This is a genomic window from Telluria sp. AIW5, from assembly GCF_056680575.1.
Genome location: NZ_CM155289.1, coordinates 4,930,443 through 4,948,106 on the forward strand (window position 1 = coordinate 4,930,443; position 17,664 = coordinate 4,948,106).

The following is a 17,664-nucleotide window of genomic DNA, read 5'->3' on the forward strand; positions in this document are numbered from 1 at the left end:
ATCAGTAAGCGACACGATAGCGGGTGCCGCGGTAATTCATCACGGCATACTTCGGCCTCAGGCGTTCCAGCACGAGGCCGGGAGCGAGCTCCTCTCCTTCGCGGCGCAGCATCTTGTCGACCAGCAGCAGGCGGTCCGCCGGATTCGGCGAATAAATATAGCCACCGACCGTTACCTTCGGTACCTCGCGCTGTAGGGTTTCCGGCAACTGCTGCAGCGTGCGCAGGTTTTCGTCGACGATCGGATCGGGCGCACGGACCGGCGGCGCCGGCGCCGGCTCGGGCGCGGGGGCCGGCAGGTAGACCGCTTGTGGTACGGGCTCGCGCGCGGCGGCCTGGGCCGGTGGCGGCCTTGTCGCGGCAGGAGCGGCGCCGCGCGGCGCGGCAGCTGGCGCGGCGGCCGGCTGCGGCGGGGCCGGGGTGGCGGCAACAGCGGCAGCGCGCTCCCGCGCTGCCGGCTGCGGGACCGGCGCCGGTTTGTGCGGTGCTGCGGGCGGCGCTGCGGGCGGCTCGGCCGCCCGCACCACCGGCGCCGCCTCGACCGGAGCAGCCGGCGAGGCCACAGCGCGTGATGGCGCCGCTGGCCCACCCACCGCGCCCGCCTGCGCCAGCACGGCAGGCGCCCCGGCCGGCGTCTGCGCACGCCACACGAACCCGGCCGCAATCCCCGCGACTAGCAGGCCCGCACCCAGGCCGATCAGCAGCGGCTTGCGGTTCGCCGCGGCGGACGCGGCCGGAACCGCAAGCGGCGCCGGCGTATGGATGTCGGGCGCATTGCCCAGCTGGCGTTCGGCTTGCGCCTTTTTGAGTGCTTCGAGAATGTACGACATTTAGTGTCCCGTCCCGGCAGTGGCGAGCAGGCGCGGCTCGGCGACCCCGGTCAGCTGGTTGAGGCGCATGTAGGTGCGCGGGCCGGCGACGCCGTCCGCCTTCAGGTTTTGTGCGGACTGGAAGGCGCGCAGCAATTCCTGGGTGCGCGCATCGAAGGGCGTCTGCGCCGCCGGCGCGGCTGTGTTGTTCAGTTGCGCCAGGCGCGCGCCCAGCCAGTCGACGTCCAGCCCCTGGTCGCCGGGCGCCAGCTGGTTGCGAAAGCCGCGCGCCATCTTCCAGAAGGTCGTGTACTCGCCCGTGAAGCGCGGCACCAGCGCCGCGAGCTCGACTTTTTCGCGCTTGCCTCCGACCAGCAAGCTCACGCTGCGCTCGTCCATTCCGGCGAGCACGGCGTAGCTGGTGGCGCGTCCGTCGCGCAGGGTGATGACCGCCGGACGGTCGAGCTGGCGCAATTCGTAGATGCCGCCGCGGCCCGCATGGCAGCGCAGGTCGACGCGCGAGGCGGCCAGGCAGGCCTCGCCCGCCGGCAGTTGCGCGCCCCAGAGCAAGGCCAGTGCGCGCAGGGCCGCGTTTTCGTCGGAATTTCCGTGTAGCAGGCTCGCAGCAGGCGCTGCCACCGCCGCGGCAGGCGGGATCGCGCCCTTCTCCGCGCCCGGCGACGTCGAGACCGCATGCGGCAGCACCTGCCAGGCCGCGGCCGCACTCAGCGCCGCGCCGGCAAGCAGACCGCCGGCCAGCAGTGGCCAGCGCGCCGTGCGGGCCGCCGGCGTGGTTTCCCCGGCGAACACTTCCTCGGCCGCCTTGCGCAGGATGGTGCGCGTCACTTGCCCGCTGTTCTCGACATAGGCGCCCAGCAGCGCGCGGTCGCACAGCAGGTTGATGCGGCGCGGTACGCCCTGTGTGATGCGGTGTATGGACGGCACGATCGAGGCCGGAAACACCGGCGCTCCCTGCGCGCCCCCGACCGCCATCCGGTGCGCGATATATGCACCCGTTTCCGCCTCGGACAGCGGTCCCAGGTGGTAACGCGCGATGACGCGCTGGGCCAGTTGTTCCAGTTCCGGACGCGCCAGCATCGTGCGCAGTTCCGGCTGGCCGATCAGGATAATTTGAAGCAGCTTGCGCTCGCTGGTTTCCAGGTTGGTCAGCAGGCGCAATTGTTCGAGCACGTCCGGCGCCAGGTTCTGGGCTTCGTCGATCACGAGCACGTTGTTCATTCCCTGCGCGTGCGATGCCAGCAAATACGCGTTGATCGCATCGACATAGCCCTTCACCCCGCCCTGCCCGTTTGGCGGCGCGATGCGGAACTCTTCGCAGACCGATTGCAGCAGTTCGCCGACGCTCAGCTTCGGGTTGAAGATGTAAGCCAGCCGGCAATTCTCCGGCACCTGTTCGATGAAGCAGCGGCAGACCGTGGTCTTGCCGGCGCCGATCTCGCCGGTCAGCAGCACGAAGCCGCCGCCGCTCCCAATGCCGTACAGCAGGTGCGCCAGCGCCTCACGGTGGCGCTCGCTCATGAACAGGTAGCGCGGGTCGGGGGCGATCGAGAACGGCGCCTGTTTCAGGTGGAAGAAATTGGTGTACATGGAGCGCTAACGGCCTGGCGGCAGAGGTTTATACCTCGCGCAGTATATTTTGGATTTGCTGTTGTGATAAGCGATGACGCTGCCCGGGTTCGACGCCCGCAAGGGAGTCTGCGACGCGTCAAGCGCCTTGTGACGCAATCCGACGGCGGCGTGGACCGCTTCTTCCAGCTCTTCGGGCCTGGCGTCGAACACGGCCGCGATGAAGACCATCGGATTCGTGTCGTCGCTGACCATGATGTCCTGCACTTGCTTGCCCCAGAGCATGGCATCGCCCTTGAACCAGAAGGCGCCGCCCTCGTGCTTGTACGCCGGGCCGAAGGCCGTGCTCAGGTAGGCGTGGAAATATGCATTGTCGAGCTGGCTGTGGCAGAGCAGCGCATTGCCGATCACGGGCGCAAAGGTCGAGGGCAGCGCCTGCGCCGCGCTACAGGCGAGCGCCAGCAGCACGCCGGCAGCGGCGCGGCGCAGCACAGGCTGGGTTGCGATCACAGCTTCGACAGCCAGTCGCGGTTGACGGCGATTTTCGCCTTGGCCGAGGCCGGCAAGGCTTCGTAGCAGCCCGGATGCTGTTTCAGCGCGTTCTCGCGGACCTCTTTCTCGAGGCCGTTCACGATGAACACGCAGACGGTGGCGCCCTCGCCGTTCTTGCGGGTGCCCATGTAACGAATCACTGTATTCTCCTCACTCGACGCCGCCATTATGACACTTGCCGACCGCGAGCAGGCCAGACGCCTCAGGCCGCTTTCTGGCGCACCGGGCGCCACGCTGAACTGTTGTGCTCGAGCCACGCTTCGATGAGCTGGCGGTTGTCGTGCTGCCAGGGGTGAAAGTCCGGCGAAAAATATCGCAGCCCCGGCCCGAGCAGGTGCCAGGCCAGTCCGTGGCGCCCGAACCAGAAGCGCACGGCATTCCCCCAGGTACGCGCCTTGAACAGCGTGCCGTCGCGGCGCAGGTTGAAACAGGTCTGCAGGAAGGTTTCGAAGGCAAACATGAAGCTGACGTGCACATACCAGAGCACCCGGCGCCGGTAGCCGCCGCCAGCCGCGCGGTAGGCATCGAAGGCCACGCCCTTGTGCTCGGTCTCTTCGGCGGCATGCCAGGACCACACGGTGCGCATCCGCGGCTCGGCGCCGTCGAGCCACTCCGGATAACGCAGCACGCCGTCGGCCAGCATCGCCGTGTAATGCTCGAGCGCGCAGGTGATCGCAAGCCGGTCCAGCACGCCCATCCGGTCGATGTGGCGCATCCGTTTGATGGTGGCCGCCTCGCGCGTGTAAGGCAAACCCTGGCGCTCCAGCTCCTTGTTGTACTGCACGTGGATGTGGCGGTGCGTCGCCTCCTGCCCGATGAAATCGTTCACTTCGGCGCGCAAGACCGGATCCGTCAGGGATTCGGGCGGCACGGCACGGACGGCGTCGATGAACAATTGCTCGCCGAGAGGAAAACTCATCGACAGCGCATTGAACAGCTGGGTGCGGTAGGCGTCGCCGCCATTCCAGTGGCGCCCGAAGCCCTGCGCCAGGTCGACATCGATCTTGCGGACAGTCAGCGTGGACATGCGATCCCTTTCGTCTGCCAGGTGGGGCCTGCGCTCACGGGGTCCAGGAGACTACCCGCACCGTTCAGCGCCCGTCTTCAACCGTTGATACCGTGATTTTGCACGTCCATCGGTTCGGCTGCACGCACGCCTGCAGTTTGCCCTATCGTGCACGCTCCTGCCCCCACAAAAACAACAAGGACATCATGCACATCCGCACCAAGCACACCGCCCTCGCCGCCCTCGTCCTGTGCGCCGGCCTGTCCGGCATGCACACGGTTTCCGCCGAGGACAAGCGCGCGCCCGTGACGGTCGAAAAACGCGCCGTCGGCGCATTTTCCGCCATCGAACTGGCGGGTCCGTTCCGCGTCATCGTCACCGAAGGCGCGCCGCGCCTGGAACTGTCGGGCGAAGCGAAGCAGCTGGCCGAGATCGAAACGGAAGTACGCAACGGCACCCTGGTCGTGCGCCAGCGCGCCTCGCGCTCGGGCTTCAGCTTTCATTTCGGCAGGCACGACAGGACCGAGGTCGTCGTGCGCATCGGCGCCTCCAGCCTGAAGTCGCTGGCCAACAGCGGCAGCGGCGACGTCGAGCTCGAATCGGTCGGCGGCGAGCGTTTCGTGCTGAGTTCGACAGGTCCCGGCGATATCCGTGCGCGCGGCGCGACGGGCAGCTTCGACGTCAGCAGCAGCGGCAGCGGCGACCTCGACCTGCATCAGGTAAAAGCAAACAACGTGGCCTTGTCCATGTCCGGCCCCGGCGACGTGCAGCTGGGCGGCGTCGCCAGGGAACTGACGGCGCGCATCAGCGGCTCCGGCGACCTCGCGGCGGACGAGCTGCACGTGGCGCGCGCCGTGGCAACGATGTCCGGCCCTGGCGGCGTGCGCCTGCGCGGCAGCGCGCGCGAGCTGCGGGTCGACCTCAATGGCTCGGGCGACCTCGATGCCTGCGGCCTGCAGGCCGAAAAAGTCAGCAGCTTCCAGCGCGGACCCGGCAATGCCTGCGTCGCCGGCACGATTCGCCAGTTCGAAGCCGAAGTCAACGGCTCGGGCGACCTCGAAGCGCGCGGCTTGCAAGCCATGCGCGCGGTTCTGCGCATGAACGGTCCCGGCAACGCCCAGCTGTCCGGCAGCGCCGACGAACTGCGCGCCGACCTGAGCGGCTCGGGCGAACTGGACGCCGAGAAACTCACCGTGCGCACTGCGCTGATCGACAGCGGCGGCCCCGGCAACGTGTCGCTGGCACGCGTCACCGACACCCTCGACGCTTCGCTGCACGGTTCGGGCGACCTCTCCGCCGCGATCGAAGGCAAGCGGGTCACGCTGAACATGCGCGGCCCCGGCAACGTCCAGCTGGAGGGCCGCGCCGAGCGCCTGAATGCCGAACTGAGCGGCTCGGGCAGCCTGCAGGCACGCCGCCTGACGGTGCGCCAGACCGATATCAGCGTGCGCGGCCCGGGCAGCGCGTCCGTGAACCAGGTGCGTGAAGGAGGCGGCCGCGAGGAGCTGGTGCTGGTCGAGCGTGGTGGACGACGCCAGTCGGACTGATTTTTCTTGCATCCGTAAAAGCACGCTGCCTTCGCGGGCAGCGTGCTTTTTCGTTTTCCCGGCCGGAACGCGTATTGACCCAGAACCCTCCCTCCTTGCAGCAGGCAGCCCGGCGAGCGTGAGCTGCTCAGCCAATCATGCGCAACGGATATAATCGTCCCGTCCATGCGCCGTTCAGCGCGCTTCAAGCACGACAGCATGATGTGGACGGCACATGACGATGAGGTAAGTGGGAAATGATGAAACCGGAACCAGCCCTGCGCGCTGCCGGCGAGGGCCTGGCCATGCCGGCGCTGCGCTGGGCGAGCTTGTCGATATTATTGGGCACCTTCCTGGGCAACCTCGGCGCCTCGATCGCCAACGTGGCCCTGCCCAGCATTGCAGCCGACCTCGGGGTGCAGGCGGCGCAGGCGATCTGGGTCGTGAACGCTTACCAGCTGGCGATGGTCATCGCGGTGCTGCCGCTGGCTTCGCTGGGCGAAAAGCTCGGCTACAAGCGCGTCTTCATGGCAGGCCTCGTCCTGTTCACGCTGGCCTCGCTGCTCTGCGCCTGCGCGCCCAACCTGGATACGCTGGTGGCCGCGCGCATCCTGCAAGGCCTGGGCGGGGCCTGCGTCTCGACCATCGTGCCGGCCTTGCTGCGCGCGGTGTACCCGCCCACACTGGTCGGCACCGGCATCGGCTACCTGGCGCTGACGGTGGCGATCTCCGCTGCGATCGGCCCCAGTGTCGCCGCGGGCATCCTGTCGGCCGGCAGCTGGCGCTGGCTGTTCGGGATCAACCTGCCGCTCGGACTCCTTGCGATTGCCCTCGCCGGCCGGCTCCTGCCGGCGAACACGCCCGGCGAGCGCCGCCTCGACATCACCGGCGCATTACTGAACGCCCTGACGCTGACGCTGTTCGTCGTCGGGGCCAGCGAGCTGGGCGATGCGAACGGACGCCTTGCCGCCGGCATCATGCTGGTGCTTGGCTGCGTCAGCGCCTTCGTGCTGGTGCGCCACCAGCGCGGCCGCAAGTCACCGCTGCTGCCGCTCGACCTGCTGCAGATCCCCGTGCTGCGCCTGTCGGTGGGCACCTCGGTCAGCTCCTACATCGCGCAGACGATCGCCATGCTGGCCCTGCCCTTCCTGCTGATCTCGGAGATGGGCCGCAGCGCGGCTGCCACGGGCTTGCTGATGACGCCCTGGCCGCTGGTCATCGTTGTCATCGCACCCTTGTCGGGCAAGCTTTCCGACCGTTTCAATCCGGAACTCGTGGGCGCGGCCGGCCTCGCGCTGTTCAGCCTCGGGCTGGTGACCCTGGCCCTGTTGCCCGCGTCTCCCTCCGACCTCGACATCGTCTGGCGCGTGACCTTGTGCGGCATCGGCTTCGGCCTGTTCCAGACCCCGAACAACCGGCTCATGCTGGTCTCCGGGCCACCTGAGCGCAGCGGCGCGGCCGGCGGACTGATGACGATGTCGCGCATGCTCGGCATGACCGCCGGTGCGGCCATTGCGACCGTCATGCTCGACCTGTACGGGACGCGCGGCGCCGGCACCTCCCTGGGAATCGCGGCGGCGGCGGCGGGGATGGGCTTGCTTGTGGCGCTGCTGCGCATGCGCTCATCGTCCAAGCCGCGCTGACCAGGCCGCGCGCTGATCTACCAGGACGAGCGCGTAGCCGGCTTATTTCGGCAAACGGAAATACATGCCCGTGTGCCTGACATTCATGCCGCCACAGGCGCCGTTATCGTCGGCTACCAGATATTTCCCGATCCTGGCAAGCGTCACCTGGCAATCGCCCTCGACAGCGCTGCCTCTCGGACCATGCACCTCGAGGGTCCCCGTCATTCCGCCATAGTGGGCGATTGCCTCGCCACCGGGAGTCGTGCCTCCCTCCCAGCGCAAACGCGACCGGATCTGGAGTTCGCCCTTCGGCTTCGACACGGAAATCCGGATCTTGTCGGGACCGCTGCCCCACACGCCGACCCAATCGCTCACGGGATGAATGGGCGGCGCCGGGCGCAACGCCACGTTCTGTTTCGGTATCCACGAAACAGATTCACGCTTGCGTCCCTGATACCAGACGCAGGCCCAGTCGGCAGTCCTTTTGCCGACCAACACCTCGTCGCCCGGGACGAGATAGGCGGGACGCATGCACTGCGGGCCCTCCGACGGGCAGCCGTCGAGATCGTCGAAAAAATGCACCTTTTCCGCTTCCTGGCCCTGGATCACGCCCAGGTCAAGGCGTTCCTGCTCACGGGGAAACAAGCCGTTCCGACAAAAATCCGCGTCAGAGGGTGGCCTGGCCGGTACTTGCGGCGCATCGTCTGGATGGACGTCCGCCGGAGCTGCATAAGCAAATTGCATGAAGAGCATGCCTACCCAGACGGATTTCCGCATTGCTTTCGCCTTCGACCCAGGTTAATAAGCAGACGCTTGCGCCCTGCCGCCACATGCAGATACAAGCCCATCTTTCGATGTCTCGCAGAACGGCGCTTCGCCACCGCACGCAACCCGCTGGCCATCATTCGATTTCTCGCAGAAAGCTGCTTTTCCACCGCACGCCACGTTTTCTCCAGAGCTCGACTTTGCGCAAAATGGCGCCAGTCCCCCACACGCGACACTACGGTGGTCTTTTGACTCCAGGCAGAAAGCCGCCGACTTGCCACAAGTGACTGAATGACCGTTATCGCTTTGCAAGCAGTAAGCGAGATCGTTTACTGTGGCCGCTACATTATTCGAAGAAGCCACAGGGTGCCGGGTAGCGCAGGCACTCAGCACCACAACGGAAATGCAGAAACATGCCGTCGAAAGAAGTTGAGCAAACCGCATTTGTCTTCCTTTTATTGGGAAATCAAGAAGCTGTGCGCTTCGCTGCGAGACGCCACCTCAGCAAGCCGGACGCATACATCAGGTAATAACCGGCGACCACGCCCAGGATCCCCATCGTCAGCGGACTGCTGCCGAAAGCGGGCGCCTGCTGCACGCCCAGGGTCACCATTTCGAATATGCGGTACAGCACGCGGGCGATAAAGAGCATGGAGACAACCATGCCGATCGGCGCATAAGGCGTATAGAAAAAATCGCTGCCGACCCGTTCGAAACCCGACCGGCGCAAGGCGGCCCGGCCGAGCGCGGCCCCTGCGGCGGCCCCGCCGAGCAGCGCGGCAAGGACGGACGTATTCGCGCTGAACAGGACACTCATTACCAGCAAGGCGGTCGGCAGGAAGGTCACGCCGAACCAATGGCGCCACATGCGCGATTTCTGGCGTACCGTGAGGCGCTGCACCCGTTTATATACGCGCCACATGATGAGTGGCGAGGCTGCGAACAAAATCATCTGCGTCTGGGTCATGGTCTGTCTAATCGGTTGATGGTTCAGGCAATACCGCCGCAACGGCGGGCAAAGGGAAGGGGCGGCAGTGCTGGCGCAATGTAGCGGCCCGTGCCGCCCAGGTCAGCAGCGCGCCGCGCACCCCGGCAGCCGGCACGCCCGCTCGAGCCGGGGCGCCTTGATTTCCAGCGCCAGGATCGTCGGCGCGACAGCACCCCCCCCCCCCCCCGTCGACCAGGGGGGCCATGCGGTGTTTGGAAAGTTTGAATAGCGCGCTCATGGAATGAGTATTACTTATTTTTTCCATTTTGGAAATAATAGGCTCATTCCATTTCTGACCTTTTACTGTTCCCGATTTCAGCAGGCTGAGATTCTGTTCCGTCGTGGCCCTGCGGGCCATCCGTCGCGCCTGCCATAGCTGCTCAACCATACCAGTTTGCATACCAACGCCGGCGCTACCGTTTCATAGGAGCAGCAGGCGCCACAGCGGCGCCGCAGCGGCGCGCATACCGCAGGATTCAATACCACTTAAATACCTGTTGACAAGCTCAACCCGCCTCCCTATAGTGCCCTGACCTTCCCCGGCACGCATTTCCCATGATCGAATACCTCATCGGCGTCGATGGCGGCGGCACCGGCACCCGCGTGCGCCTCGCCCGGCCCGGCCCCAGCGGCGAAGAACTGGCCCAGGCCAGCGCCGGCCCCTCCGGCCTTTCCCACGGCATCGAGAATGCCTGGACGACCATCCTGGCCGCCGTCGGCGAAGCCTGCGCGCTGGCCGATATCGGCTCCCCTCCCCTGTCCTCGATGGCGATCGGCCTCGGCCTGGCCGGCGTGCACAACAAGGACTGGGCAGCGCAATTCGTCGCCGCCGATCCCGGCTTTGCCGCCCTCGTGCTCGACACCGACGGTTTTTCGACACTGATGGGCGCCCACGGCGGCAAGCCGGGCGCCATCGTCGCGATCGGCACCGGCAGCGTCGGCGAAGCGATGCTGGAAGACGGCACGAAAGTCGAAGTCGGCGGCTGGGGCTTCCCGGCCGGGGATGAAGCGAGCGGCGCCTGGATGGGCCTGCGCGCGCTGAACCATATCGAGCAGGTGGTCGATGGCCGCGTGGAAGGCGGCGCCTTTGCGCGCGAGGTCATCGAAGCCTGCGGCGGCAAGCGCGACGCGGTGCAGATCTGGCTGGGCCGCGCGAACCAGACGGCCTACGCCAGCCTGGCGCGCTTCGTGGTCATCCACGGCGACAGCGATCCGGTGGCGCGCGCCATCCTCGAACACGCCGGGCGCGAAGTGGCGAGCATCGCCGAGGCGCTCGACCCGGGCCACACGCTGCCGCTGGCGCTGTGCGGGGGCCTGGGCGACGTGCTGCTGGCCTGGCTGCCGCCGCACACCCGTGCGCGCTGCCTGCCGCCCCAGGGCGACTCGGCGCGCGGCGCGCTCTATATGATCGAACGCCATGTGAAGGAAGCCCGATGAAAGGCAATATTCTCACTCCCGAGGGCTGGGTCCACGGCGAGCTGCAGTTCAATGCACGCATCGCCGCGATCGACGGCAAGGCCGCCCACCCGGACACCAACAGTGACGCCTACATCCTGCCCGGCTTCATCGACGTCCACGTGCACGGCGGCGCCGGGCGCGACATGATGGAAGGCGGCGACGCGCCGCACGTGATCGCGGCCCTGCACGCGAAGCACGGCACCACCAGCCTGCTGGCGACCACGATGACGGCCCCGCCGGAAGACATCGAACGGGCATTGAAAGCCATTGGCGCCGCCTGCAAGGAACGCGGTCCGGGCGAAGCGCGCATCCTCGGCGTGCACCTGGAAGGCCCGTACATCAACGCCGCCAAACTGGGTGCCCAGCCGCCGTTCGCGAAGGAAGCGACGCTGGCCGAAATCGAAGCCTACGAGAGCCTGGCGCCAATGCGCGTGATCACGGTCGCCCCCGAGATCCACGGCCACCTGGAACTGGTGCGCCTGCTCGCCGGCCAGGGCGTGCGCGTGCAGGTCGGGCACACCAGCGGCTCGTACGAAGACGGCGTCGCCGCGCTCGAGCATGGCGCCGCCGGCTTCACGCACCTGTTCAATGCCATGCCGGGCCTGCACCACCGCGAGCCGGGCATGGTCGGCGCGGCACTGGCCCACGCGCAGTACGCCGAGATCATTCCCGACCTGCTGCACGTGCATCCGGGCGCGATCAAGGTCGCGCTGCGTTCGATCCCGCAGCTGTTCTGCGTGACCGATTCGACCGCGGCGTCCGGCATGCCGGACGGCGAATACATGCTGGGGCGCCAGGTCGTCCATAAATGCATGGGCGGCGTGCGCCTGGCTGACGGCACGCTGGCCGGCTCCACGCTGACGATGGACGGCGCGCTGCGCAACCTGGTGAAAATCGGCTTGTCGCTCGAAGAAGCCTCGCGCCGCGTCTCGACGAATGCCGCCGACTACCTCGGCGAAAGCCAGCGCGGGCGCCTCGCGCCCGGCTGCCATGCCGACTTCGTCGTGCTGGACCGCGACCTGAACATCAAAGCGGTTTTTATTGAAGGTATCGGTATCGAAGGAGAAGCGCTGTGAGCTCACGGATGCTGCAGGAAGCCATGTCCGCCGCCGACTGCGTCGCCCTGCAACTGTCGCAGGACGCCGAACGCTACGCCGAACTCGGACGCACGCTGAGGGCGTCCAGTTTCAACAGTGCCGTCACCGTGGCGCGCGGCAGTTCGGACCACGCCTCGAACTATGTCGCCTACCTGATCATGTCGCGCCTGGGGCGCCTCGTCACTTCGCTGCCGATGTCGCTGATCACGCTGTATAAATCGCCGCTGGTCACGCAGGGCACGCTGGCCATCGCGATCTCGCAATCGGGCCAGAGCCCGGACCTGGTCGAACCAATCCAGTACTTCCGCGACGGCGGCGCCACCACGGTGGCACTCGTGAACGATGCCGGGTCGCCGCTGGCGCAGGCCGCCGCCTGGACCATGCCCCTGCACGCCGGCAAGGAACAGAGCGTGGCCGCGACCAAAAGCTTCATTACGAGCCTGGTCGCCGGCGCGCGCCTGGTGGCCGAATGGCAGGACGACCCCGAACTGAAGGCGGGCCTCGCCGCCCTGCCGGACGACCTGCGCGCGGCTTCGCAGGTCGACTGGTCGGCCGCGATCGAGGTGCTGGCGCCGGCGCGCAACATCATGGTCGTCGGACGCGGCATCAGTTTTCCGATCGCGCTGGAGGCGGCCCTGAAGTTCAAGGAAACCTCGGCGCTGCAGGCCGAGGCCTTTTCCGGCGCCGAGATCAGGCACGGCCCGATGGCGCTGATCGAAGATGGCTACCCGCTGCTGATCTTCGCCACGCGCGGTCCGGCGCAAGCGGGCCTCGTCGCGCTGGCCGCCGAGATGCGCGGACGCGGCGCGCGCGTGCTGCTGGCCGCGCCTGGAGACGTCGACGAGCGCGACCTGACGTTGCCGCTTGCCGCCACGCCGGACCTCGACCCGATCGTCGCGATCCAGGCGTTTTATGTGATGGCGGCGCAGCTGTCGAAAGCACGCGGCATGGATCCGGATCGGCCACGCCACCTGAGCAAAGTCACGAAGACAAACTGAGCAAACAAGCTATGGACGACCTGAAGAAAATTGCCGGCCAGCTGATCATGGTGCGTTTGTTCGGCACCGAACTGGACGAAGACACGGCCGCCTTCCTGGCGCAGCACCGTGTACGCGGCGCCTGCCTGTTCCGCCAGAACATGACGGACGCGGCGCAGCTGACGCGCCTCACCAGCCGCCTGCGCGGGGTCATGGGGCCCGAGGCGCTGATCGCACTCGACCAGGAAGGCGGCGCCGTCGTGCGCTCGACCTGGGTGCCGGCGCCGCCGTCGGCCATGGCGCTCGGCGCGGCCAACGATCCGCTTCTGGCGCGCGAAGTCGGCGCGGCCGTCGCGCGCGCGGTGCGCTCGCTGGGCTTCAACTGGAACTTCGCGCCGGTGCTCGACCTGAACAACAACCCGCACAATCCCGTGATCGCCGAGCGCTCCTTCGGCGCAGATCCTGACACCGCGACCCGCATTGCGCTGGCCTGGATGGAAGGCAGCGAGTCCGAGGGCGTGGCCTGTTGCGTCAAGCACTTCCCCGGCCATGGCGACACCCACGTCGACTCGCACCGCGCGCTGCCGACGGTCGACAAGCCCCTCGCCGAACTGGAGCGCTTCGAGTTCGCGCCCTTCCGCATGGCTGCGCCGTTTGCTCCCGCCATGATGACCGCCCACATCGTCTACCCGGCCCTCGACGCCGAGTATCCGGCGACGATGTCGCGTCCGATCCTGACCGGCATCCTGCGCGAACAGTGGCACTACCAGGGCGTCATCATCACCGACGGCATGGACATGCACGCGATCGCGCACCGCTATGGCGCCGGCCCGGCTGCCGTGCGCGCGCTGGTCGCGGGCGCCGACATGGTGATGGCGATCGGTTCGCGCGAAACGCAAATCGAGACCATCGAGGCGATTGCCGCCGCGATTGCGTCGGGCGAGCTGCCGATGGCGGAAGTCGAGGCGAGGCTGGCGCGGCTGGCCGCGCTGGCGGCGGCACACCCCGCCGGCGGCACGTCGCGCCCGGCCGCGGGCGTGACGCTAGCGGCCACACCGGAAGTCATGGCGAGCGAGGCGCCCGGCGCCGACGAAGCGCCGATCTACACGACCGACCTGGAGGACCGCGCACTGATGGCGCGCGCCTGGCAGCGCGGCCTGAGCAGCCGGGGCGCCGTGCGCCGGCCACCCGCGGGCGCGCGCCTGCGCCTGGTCGCGCGCCAGGACGTGGTCAGCGACGGCGTCTCGGAAGCGGGCGTGCCGGCGGCGGCCATCGCCGCTTCGCTGGCCCGGCTGTTCGAGGTCGAGCTGGTGACCTTCGCCGACGCCGAGACCTTCGACTGGAGCGCGCTGCCGCAGGACGGCCGCTTCACGATCCTGGCCTCGACCTCGCGCCGCCGCTACGGCCCGCGCGTGCGCGAAACCTGGCGTCCCGACCTGCACCTGGCGCTCTGGAACCCCTATCAGGCGCTCGACGTCGATGCTCCCGCCCTGATGACCTACGGCTTCGCCGCGCCGGCGCTGGCGGCGGTGAATGCCTGGCTGGCCGGCGAGATCGACGCCACCGGCCAGTGCCCGGTGCCCGGTTTCTGATGCCGGGTTGCATTCACCGTAACGCAATGTAACGGCAGCCCCCTTCGCTTCCCGCCTGCGGCACAATCGCGCCGCAGGGTCTCCACCGTTTATGGGACAATGCGCGTTTGCTCAAGCTTGGCAAAACTGCCACCTTGCCGCGGATCGCATCTCTCGTTTTTCTCCGCTCATCTTTTTAGAAGGATCACTCATGTCCCATTTCCGCCTCGCTCGCCTTTGCCTGCTGCTGGCCGCCGTCGGCCTGAACACCGCGCCTGCCCTGATGACGAGCGCCCACGCCCAGAAGGCCGACGCGCCTGCGGCTGCGCCGACCAACAACGTGCGTCCGGAGCTGTACAAGCTGATGGACCAGAACACCCTGCAGCCGCTGATCAACGCCAAGAACACGGCCGAAATCCAGTCGCGCATCGCCCAGGCCGAGGCGCTGCCGAACAAGACGCCCTACGAGAATTACGTCGTCAACCGCCTGAAGATGGTGGCTGCCTCGGTCAGCGGCAATGATGCGGGCGTGCTCGCCGCCGCCGACGAAGTCATCAAGTCCGGCTTCGAACCGAAGGAATCGCAGGCAAAGCTGGTACTGGCGATGGCCGACATCCAGTACCGCGCGAAGAACTACGGCGCGACCATCGAACAGCTCAAGCGCTACGAATCGATGGGCGGCGAGATGAGCGTGGCCCGTCCGATGATGGCGCGCGCCCAGTACCTGAACAAGGACTATGCCGGCGCCAAGGCCCAGCTGCAGCAGCTGATCGGCGAAGCCGAAAAGGCCGGCAAGGCCCCGTCGCAGGAAGACCTGAAGCTGATGCTGAGCGCCGCCCACGAGTCGAAGGATAACGCCGCCTACGAGAGCGCGGTCCAGAAGCTGGTGGCGTATTATCCGAGCGATGAAATGTGGGGCGAAGTCATCCGCGTCGGCGTGATCCGCAAGCCCGGATTCGACCAGAACAACTACATGCCGGTGCTGCGCCTGGAATTCGCCACCATGAAGACCCTGCGCGAGGAAGACTACGTGGACCTGGCCGAAAGCGCCCTGCGCGACGGCTTCCCGACCGAAGCGAAGAACGCAATGGACGCCGGCTACGCCGCGGGCGTACTGGGCAAGGGCGCAAACGCCAAGGCCCACAGCGCGCTGCGTGCGAAAGCCGACAAGGGCGCCGCCGACGACGCGAAGAACATCGCCGCCGGCGAAGCCTCGGCTGCCAAGGCCAAGAGCGGCGCCGGCCTGGTCAACCTGGGCTGGGCCTACTCGACGATGGGCCAGCACGACAAGGGCATCGGCTTCATCCAGCAGGGTATCGCCAAGGGCGGCCTGAAGCAGCCTGACGAAGCCAAGCTGCGCCTGGGCACCGCCCAGGCCAAGGCCGGCCGCAAGGACGAAGCCATCAAGACCTTCGAGAGCGTCAAGGCCGGCGGCGGCCTGGCGGACGTGGCGCGCGTCTGGATCATGACGCTCAAGCAGCCAGCCGGCGCGGGCGCCGCACCTGCTGCTGCCGCACCTGCCGCACCTGCCGCAGGCAAGTAAGCCTCACGCCGTATCGAAAAGCGGGCGGTCGCCACATGGCGCCGCCCGCTTTTTTATTGCCGCGACAGTTCGCCAGCGTACATCCGCCCGGCCGGGCCTTGCGCATAATCGGTCCTTCTCGAGGAGACCACATGACATCGGTTCGCAAGGGGCAGGCGCCGCCACGGCTGGAGCGCGACGAATTTCGTCGCAATTTCATGGACGGTTTCTTCGATCCGGCTTACCAGCAGGTGTCGGGCGAACTGGCGAAGGTGGAAGAAGTCGCCTGGCAGGCCTACCAGGACAAGCGCAAGGCGCCGCGTACCGTGAAGGCGGGCGTCGGCTTCGCCGATCCCGGCTACGACCTCTCGATCGAATGGAAGGCCGCGCGCGATCGCCTGCTGGCCGCCGACCTGCACCAGAAGAACCCGGACACGCCGCACCGGGTCCTCCTGATCAACGCCTCGGCCCGCAACGACGGCAGCTGTCCGGGCGAGATGTCGAAAACCTGGCGCCTCACAAAAATCGCGCGCGACACGCTGGCCGGCTACGGCATCGAAGCGGACCTGCTCGACCTGTCGCGCCTGACCTCGGATTACGACCGCCACATCCATCCCTGCAAGGCCTGCGCTTCGACCGCCATGCCGCTGTGCCACTGGCCCTGCAGCTGCTATCCGAACCACGCCGAGCGCCAGACCGGCGACTGGATGAACGAGATCTACGAACGCTGGGTCGCCGCGCATGGGATCATCATCCTGACCCCGGTGTACTGGTACCAGACGCCCTCCACGCTGAAGCTGATGATCGACCGCCTGGTGTGCGCCGACGGCGGCAACCCGGACCCGAGTTCCACGCAGGGCAAGGACGCCGAAAAAGCGAAGGAAATGGAGCTGGCAGGCTGGGACTATCCGAAGCACCTGGCCGGCCGCGCTTTCGGCGTCGTGGTGCATGGCGACGTCGCCGGCATCGAAGGCACGCGCCGGTCGCTGACCGACTGGCTGAACTGGATGGGCCTCGTCGATTCGGGCAGCTTCGGCACGCTCGACCGCTTCATCGGCTATTACGAATCGTATGCCGAGAGCCACGAGGCGCTCGACCGCGACACGAACGTGCAGGAAGAAGTGCGTAACGTGGCGCGTTCGGTGGCGCTGACGGTGCAGGACCTGCGCGCGGGGCGCATCGTACCGCCATCGGCAAAGTTGGAGACACCACGGCCGAAATGATGGGTGGCGGTTTTGTACCGTGCACGATCATTCCATTTTTGCGGGCCATGGCTGCATACCGGCCGCGTGCCGGATTCAAATCGCGGTAAACCCGCCATCCACCGACAACTCGTGCCCGGTCACGAACGAGGCCTGCTCGGAACACAGCCACAGCACCGCGTTCGCGATCTCGGCCGGCTCGGCGAAGCGGCCCATCGGGTGGGCGGCGCGCAGCTTCTTTTCCATGGCCGGTTCGCGCCCGGCGGCGCGCGCCAGCATCGGCGTGCGCACCGCGCCGGGGCAGACGGCATTGACGCGGATGCCCTCTTTCGCATGCTCGAGCGCGGCGCTTTTGGTGAGGCCGGCCAGCGCGTGCTTGCTGGCGGCATACACGCCCTGCGCCGGCGCGCCGACCAGCCCCAGGGCCGAGGACAGGTTGACGATCGCCCCGCCGCCCTGGCGGCTCATCTGGCGCAGCTGGTATTTCATCGACAGCCAGACGCCCTTGACGTTGACGTCCATGATGCGGTCGTACATGGCCTCCTCGCACTCGACCAGCAACGCGCCCTCCTCGAATACCCCCGCGCTGTTGACGGCGCAGTCGAGGCGGCCGTAATGGTGCACGGCCTTGTCGACCAGCGTTGCGACATCCTGCGCGCGCGTCACGTTGGCCGGCACGAACAGCGCCTTGCCGCCGCCCTCGACGATCATCGCCGCCGTCGAATGGCCGCCGTCGATGGCGATGTCGGCCACGACCACCGCCGCGCCGGCGCGCCCGAAGGCCAACGCTACCGCGCGGCCGATGCCGCTGGCGCCGCCGGTCACCAGCGCGACCTTGCCCGCAAAGGAAATACCGGCCAGCGCGTGGTCCGGTCCCTGCTCTTTCTTGCCCTTCATGACACTGCTCCTGCCGCTAGATGATGCCGAAGGACAACATTCTAAGGTCCCTGCGCAAATTCTCCAAGCGGGTACGGCGCGAA

The 17,664-nt window shown here is 67.3% G+C and carries 16 protein-coding genes; 8 read left to right on the forward strand and 8 right to left on the reverse strand.

Annotated elements, in window-relative coordinates; genetic code table 11:
* Nucleotide 1: 1 nt before the first annotated feature.
* From AC1MEM_RS21845 to AC1MEM_RS21865, 5 genes are all read right to left on the reverse strand, one after another.
* Nucleotides 2-829, reverse strand: a complete 828-nt coding sequence (locus tag AC1MEM_RS21845) for a general secretion pathway protein GspB (protein WP_499474140.1) — start codon at nucleotides 827-829, stop codon at nucleotides 2-4.
* On the reverse strand, nucleotides 830-2,416 hold the full coding sequence (locus AC1MEM_RS21850; protein ID WP_499474142.1) for an ExeA family protein: 1,587 nt from the start codon (nucleotides 2,414-2,416) through the stop codon (nucleotides 830-832).
* Nucleotides 2,417-2,422: 6 nt separating this feature from the next.
* Nucleotides 2,423-2,905, reverse strand: coding sequence for a hypothetical protein (locus tag AC1MEM_RS21855; protein ID WP_499474143.1), 483 nt, complete (start codon nucleotides 2,903-2,905; stop codon nucleotides 2,423-2,425).
* Nucleotides 2,902-3,087 (reverse strand): hypothetical protein, encoded by a 186-nt coding sequence (locus AC1MEM_RS21860; protein WP_499474145.1) that lies wholly within the window; start codon nucleotides 3,085-3,087, stop codon nucleotides 2,902-2,904. Before AC1MEM_RS21860 ends, AC1MEM_RS21855 begins: the two co-directional genes overlap by 4 nt.
* 62 nt (nucleotides 3,088-3,149) lie before the next feature.
* Nucleotides 3,150-3,974 (reverse strand): metal-dependent hydrolase, encoded by an 825-nt coding sequence (locus AC1MEM_RS21865; RefSeq protein ID WP_499474147.1) that lies wholly within the window; start codon nucleotides 3,972-3,974, stop codon nucleotides 3,150-3,152.
* A 185-nt stretch (nucleotides 3,975-4,159) separates the two neighbouring features.
* Here AC1MEM_RS21865 and AC1MEM_RS21870 point away from each other — a divergent pair, with 185 nt between their 5' ends.
* Both AC1MEM_RS21870 and AC1MEM_RS21875 read left to right on the forward strand, forming a co-directional pair.
* Nucleotides 4,160-5,500, forward strand: a complete 1,341-nt coding sequence (locus tag AC1MEM_RS21870) for a GIN domain-containing protein (RefSeq protein WP_499474149.1) — start codon at nucleotides 4,160-4,162, stop codon at nucleotides 5,498-5,500.
* Between the two features lie 236 nt (nucleotides 5,501-5,736).
* The gene (locus tag AC1MEM_RS21875) at nucleotides 5,737-7,122 is read left to right on the forward strand and encodes an MFS transporter (RefSeq protein WP_499474151.1); all 1,386 of its coding nucleotides are present in this window, start codon (nucleotides 5,737-5,739) and stop codon (nucleotides 7,120-7,122) included.
* 42 nt (nucleotides 7,123-7,164) lie between these two features.
* Here the strand turns inward: AC1MEM_RS21875 and AC1MEM_RS21880 are convergent, their stop codons facing one another.
* Together AC1MEM_RS21880 and AC1MEM_RS21885 are read right to left on the reverse strand one after the other, a co-directional pair.
* Nucleotides 7,165-7,881 (reverse strand): hypothetical protein, encoded by a 717-nt coding sequence (locus tag AC1MEM_RS21880; RefSeq protein WP_499474153.1) that lies wholly within the window; start codon nucleotides 7,879-7,881, stop codon nucleotides 7,165-7,167.
* 454 nt (nucleotides 7,882-8,335) lie between these two features.
* Nucleotides 8,336-8,836: a CcdC protein domain-containing protein gene (locus AC1MEM_RS21885; protein ID WP_499474155.1), complete on the reverse strand. Its 501-nt coding sequence runs from the start codon at nucleotides 8,834-8,836 to the stop codon at nucleotides 8,336-8,338.
* 576 nt (nucleotides 8,837-9,412) lie between these two features.
* On the opposite strand from AC1MEM_RS21885, the gene AC1MEM_RS21890 reads away from it, so the two are divergent.
* The 6 genes from AC1MEM_RS21890 to AC1MEM_RS21915 all read left to right on the forward strand — a co-directional run bounded on the left by AC1MEM_RS21890 (nucleotide 9,413) and on the right by AC1MEM_RS21915 (nucleotide 16,705).
* Nucleotides 9,413-10,294: a glucosamine kinase nucleotide-binding domain-containing protein gene (locus AC1MEM_RS21890; RefSeq protein WP_499474157.1), complete on the forward strand. Its 882-nt coding sequence runs from the start codon at nucleotides 9,413-9,415 to the stop codon at nucleotides 10,292-10,294.
* A complete protein-coding gene (nagA, locus tag AC1MEM_RS21895) occupies nucleotides 10,291-11,391 on the forward strand; it encodes an N-acetylglucosamine-6-phosphate deacetylase (protein WP_499474159.1) in 1,101 nt (366 codons plus the stop codon). Before AC1MEM_RS21890 ends, nagA begins: the two co-directional genes overlap by 4 nt.
* Nucleotides 11,392-11,399: 8 nt before the next feature.
* A complete protein-coding gene (locus AC1MEM_RS21900; RefSeq protein WP_499477731.1) occupies nucleotides 11,400-12,410 on the forward strand; it encodes an SIS domain-containing protein in 1,011 nt (336 codons plus the stop codon).
* Nucleotides 12,411-12,421: 11 nt separating this feature from the next.
* Nucleotides 12,422-13,981 (forward strand): glycoside hydrolase family 3 protein, encoded by a 1,560-nt coding sequence (locus AC1MEM_RS21905; RefSeq protein WP_499474161.1) that lies wholly within the window; start codon nucleotides 12,422-12,424, stop codon nucleotides 13,979-13,981.
* A 190-nt stretch (nucleotides 13,982-14,171) separates the two neighbouring features.
* A complete protein-coding gene (locus AC1MEM_RS21910; protein ID WP_499474163.1) occupies nucleotides 14,172-15,503 on the forward strand; it encodes a tetratricopeptide repeat protein in 1,332 nt (443 codons plus the stop codon).
* 131 nt (nucleotides 15,504-15,634) lie between these two features.
* Nucleotides 15,635-16,705: a flavodoxin family protein gene (locus AC1MEM_RS21915; RefSeq protein ID WP_499474165.1), complete on the forward strand. Its 1,071-nt coding sequence runs from the start codon at nucleotides 15,635-15,637 to the stop codon at nucleotides 16,703-16,705.
* Nucleotides 16,706-16,780: 75 nt separating this feature from the next.
* On the opposite strand, the gene AC1MEM_RS21920 is transcribed toward AC1MEM_RS21915, so the two are convergent.
* A complete protein-coding gene (locus tag AC1MEM_RS21920; RefSeq protein ID WP_499474167.1) occupies nucleotides 16,781-17,581 on the reverse strand; it encodes an SDR family oxidoreductase in 801 nt (266 codons plus the stop codon).
* Nucleotides 17,582-17,664: the final 83 nt, after the last annotated feature.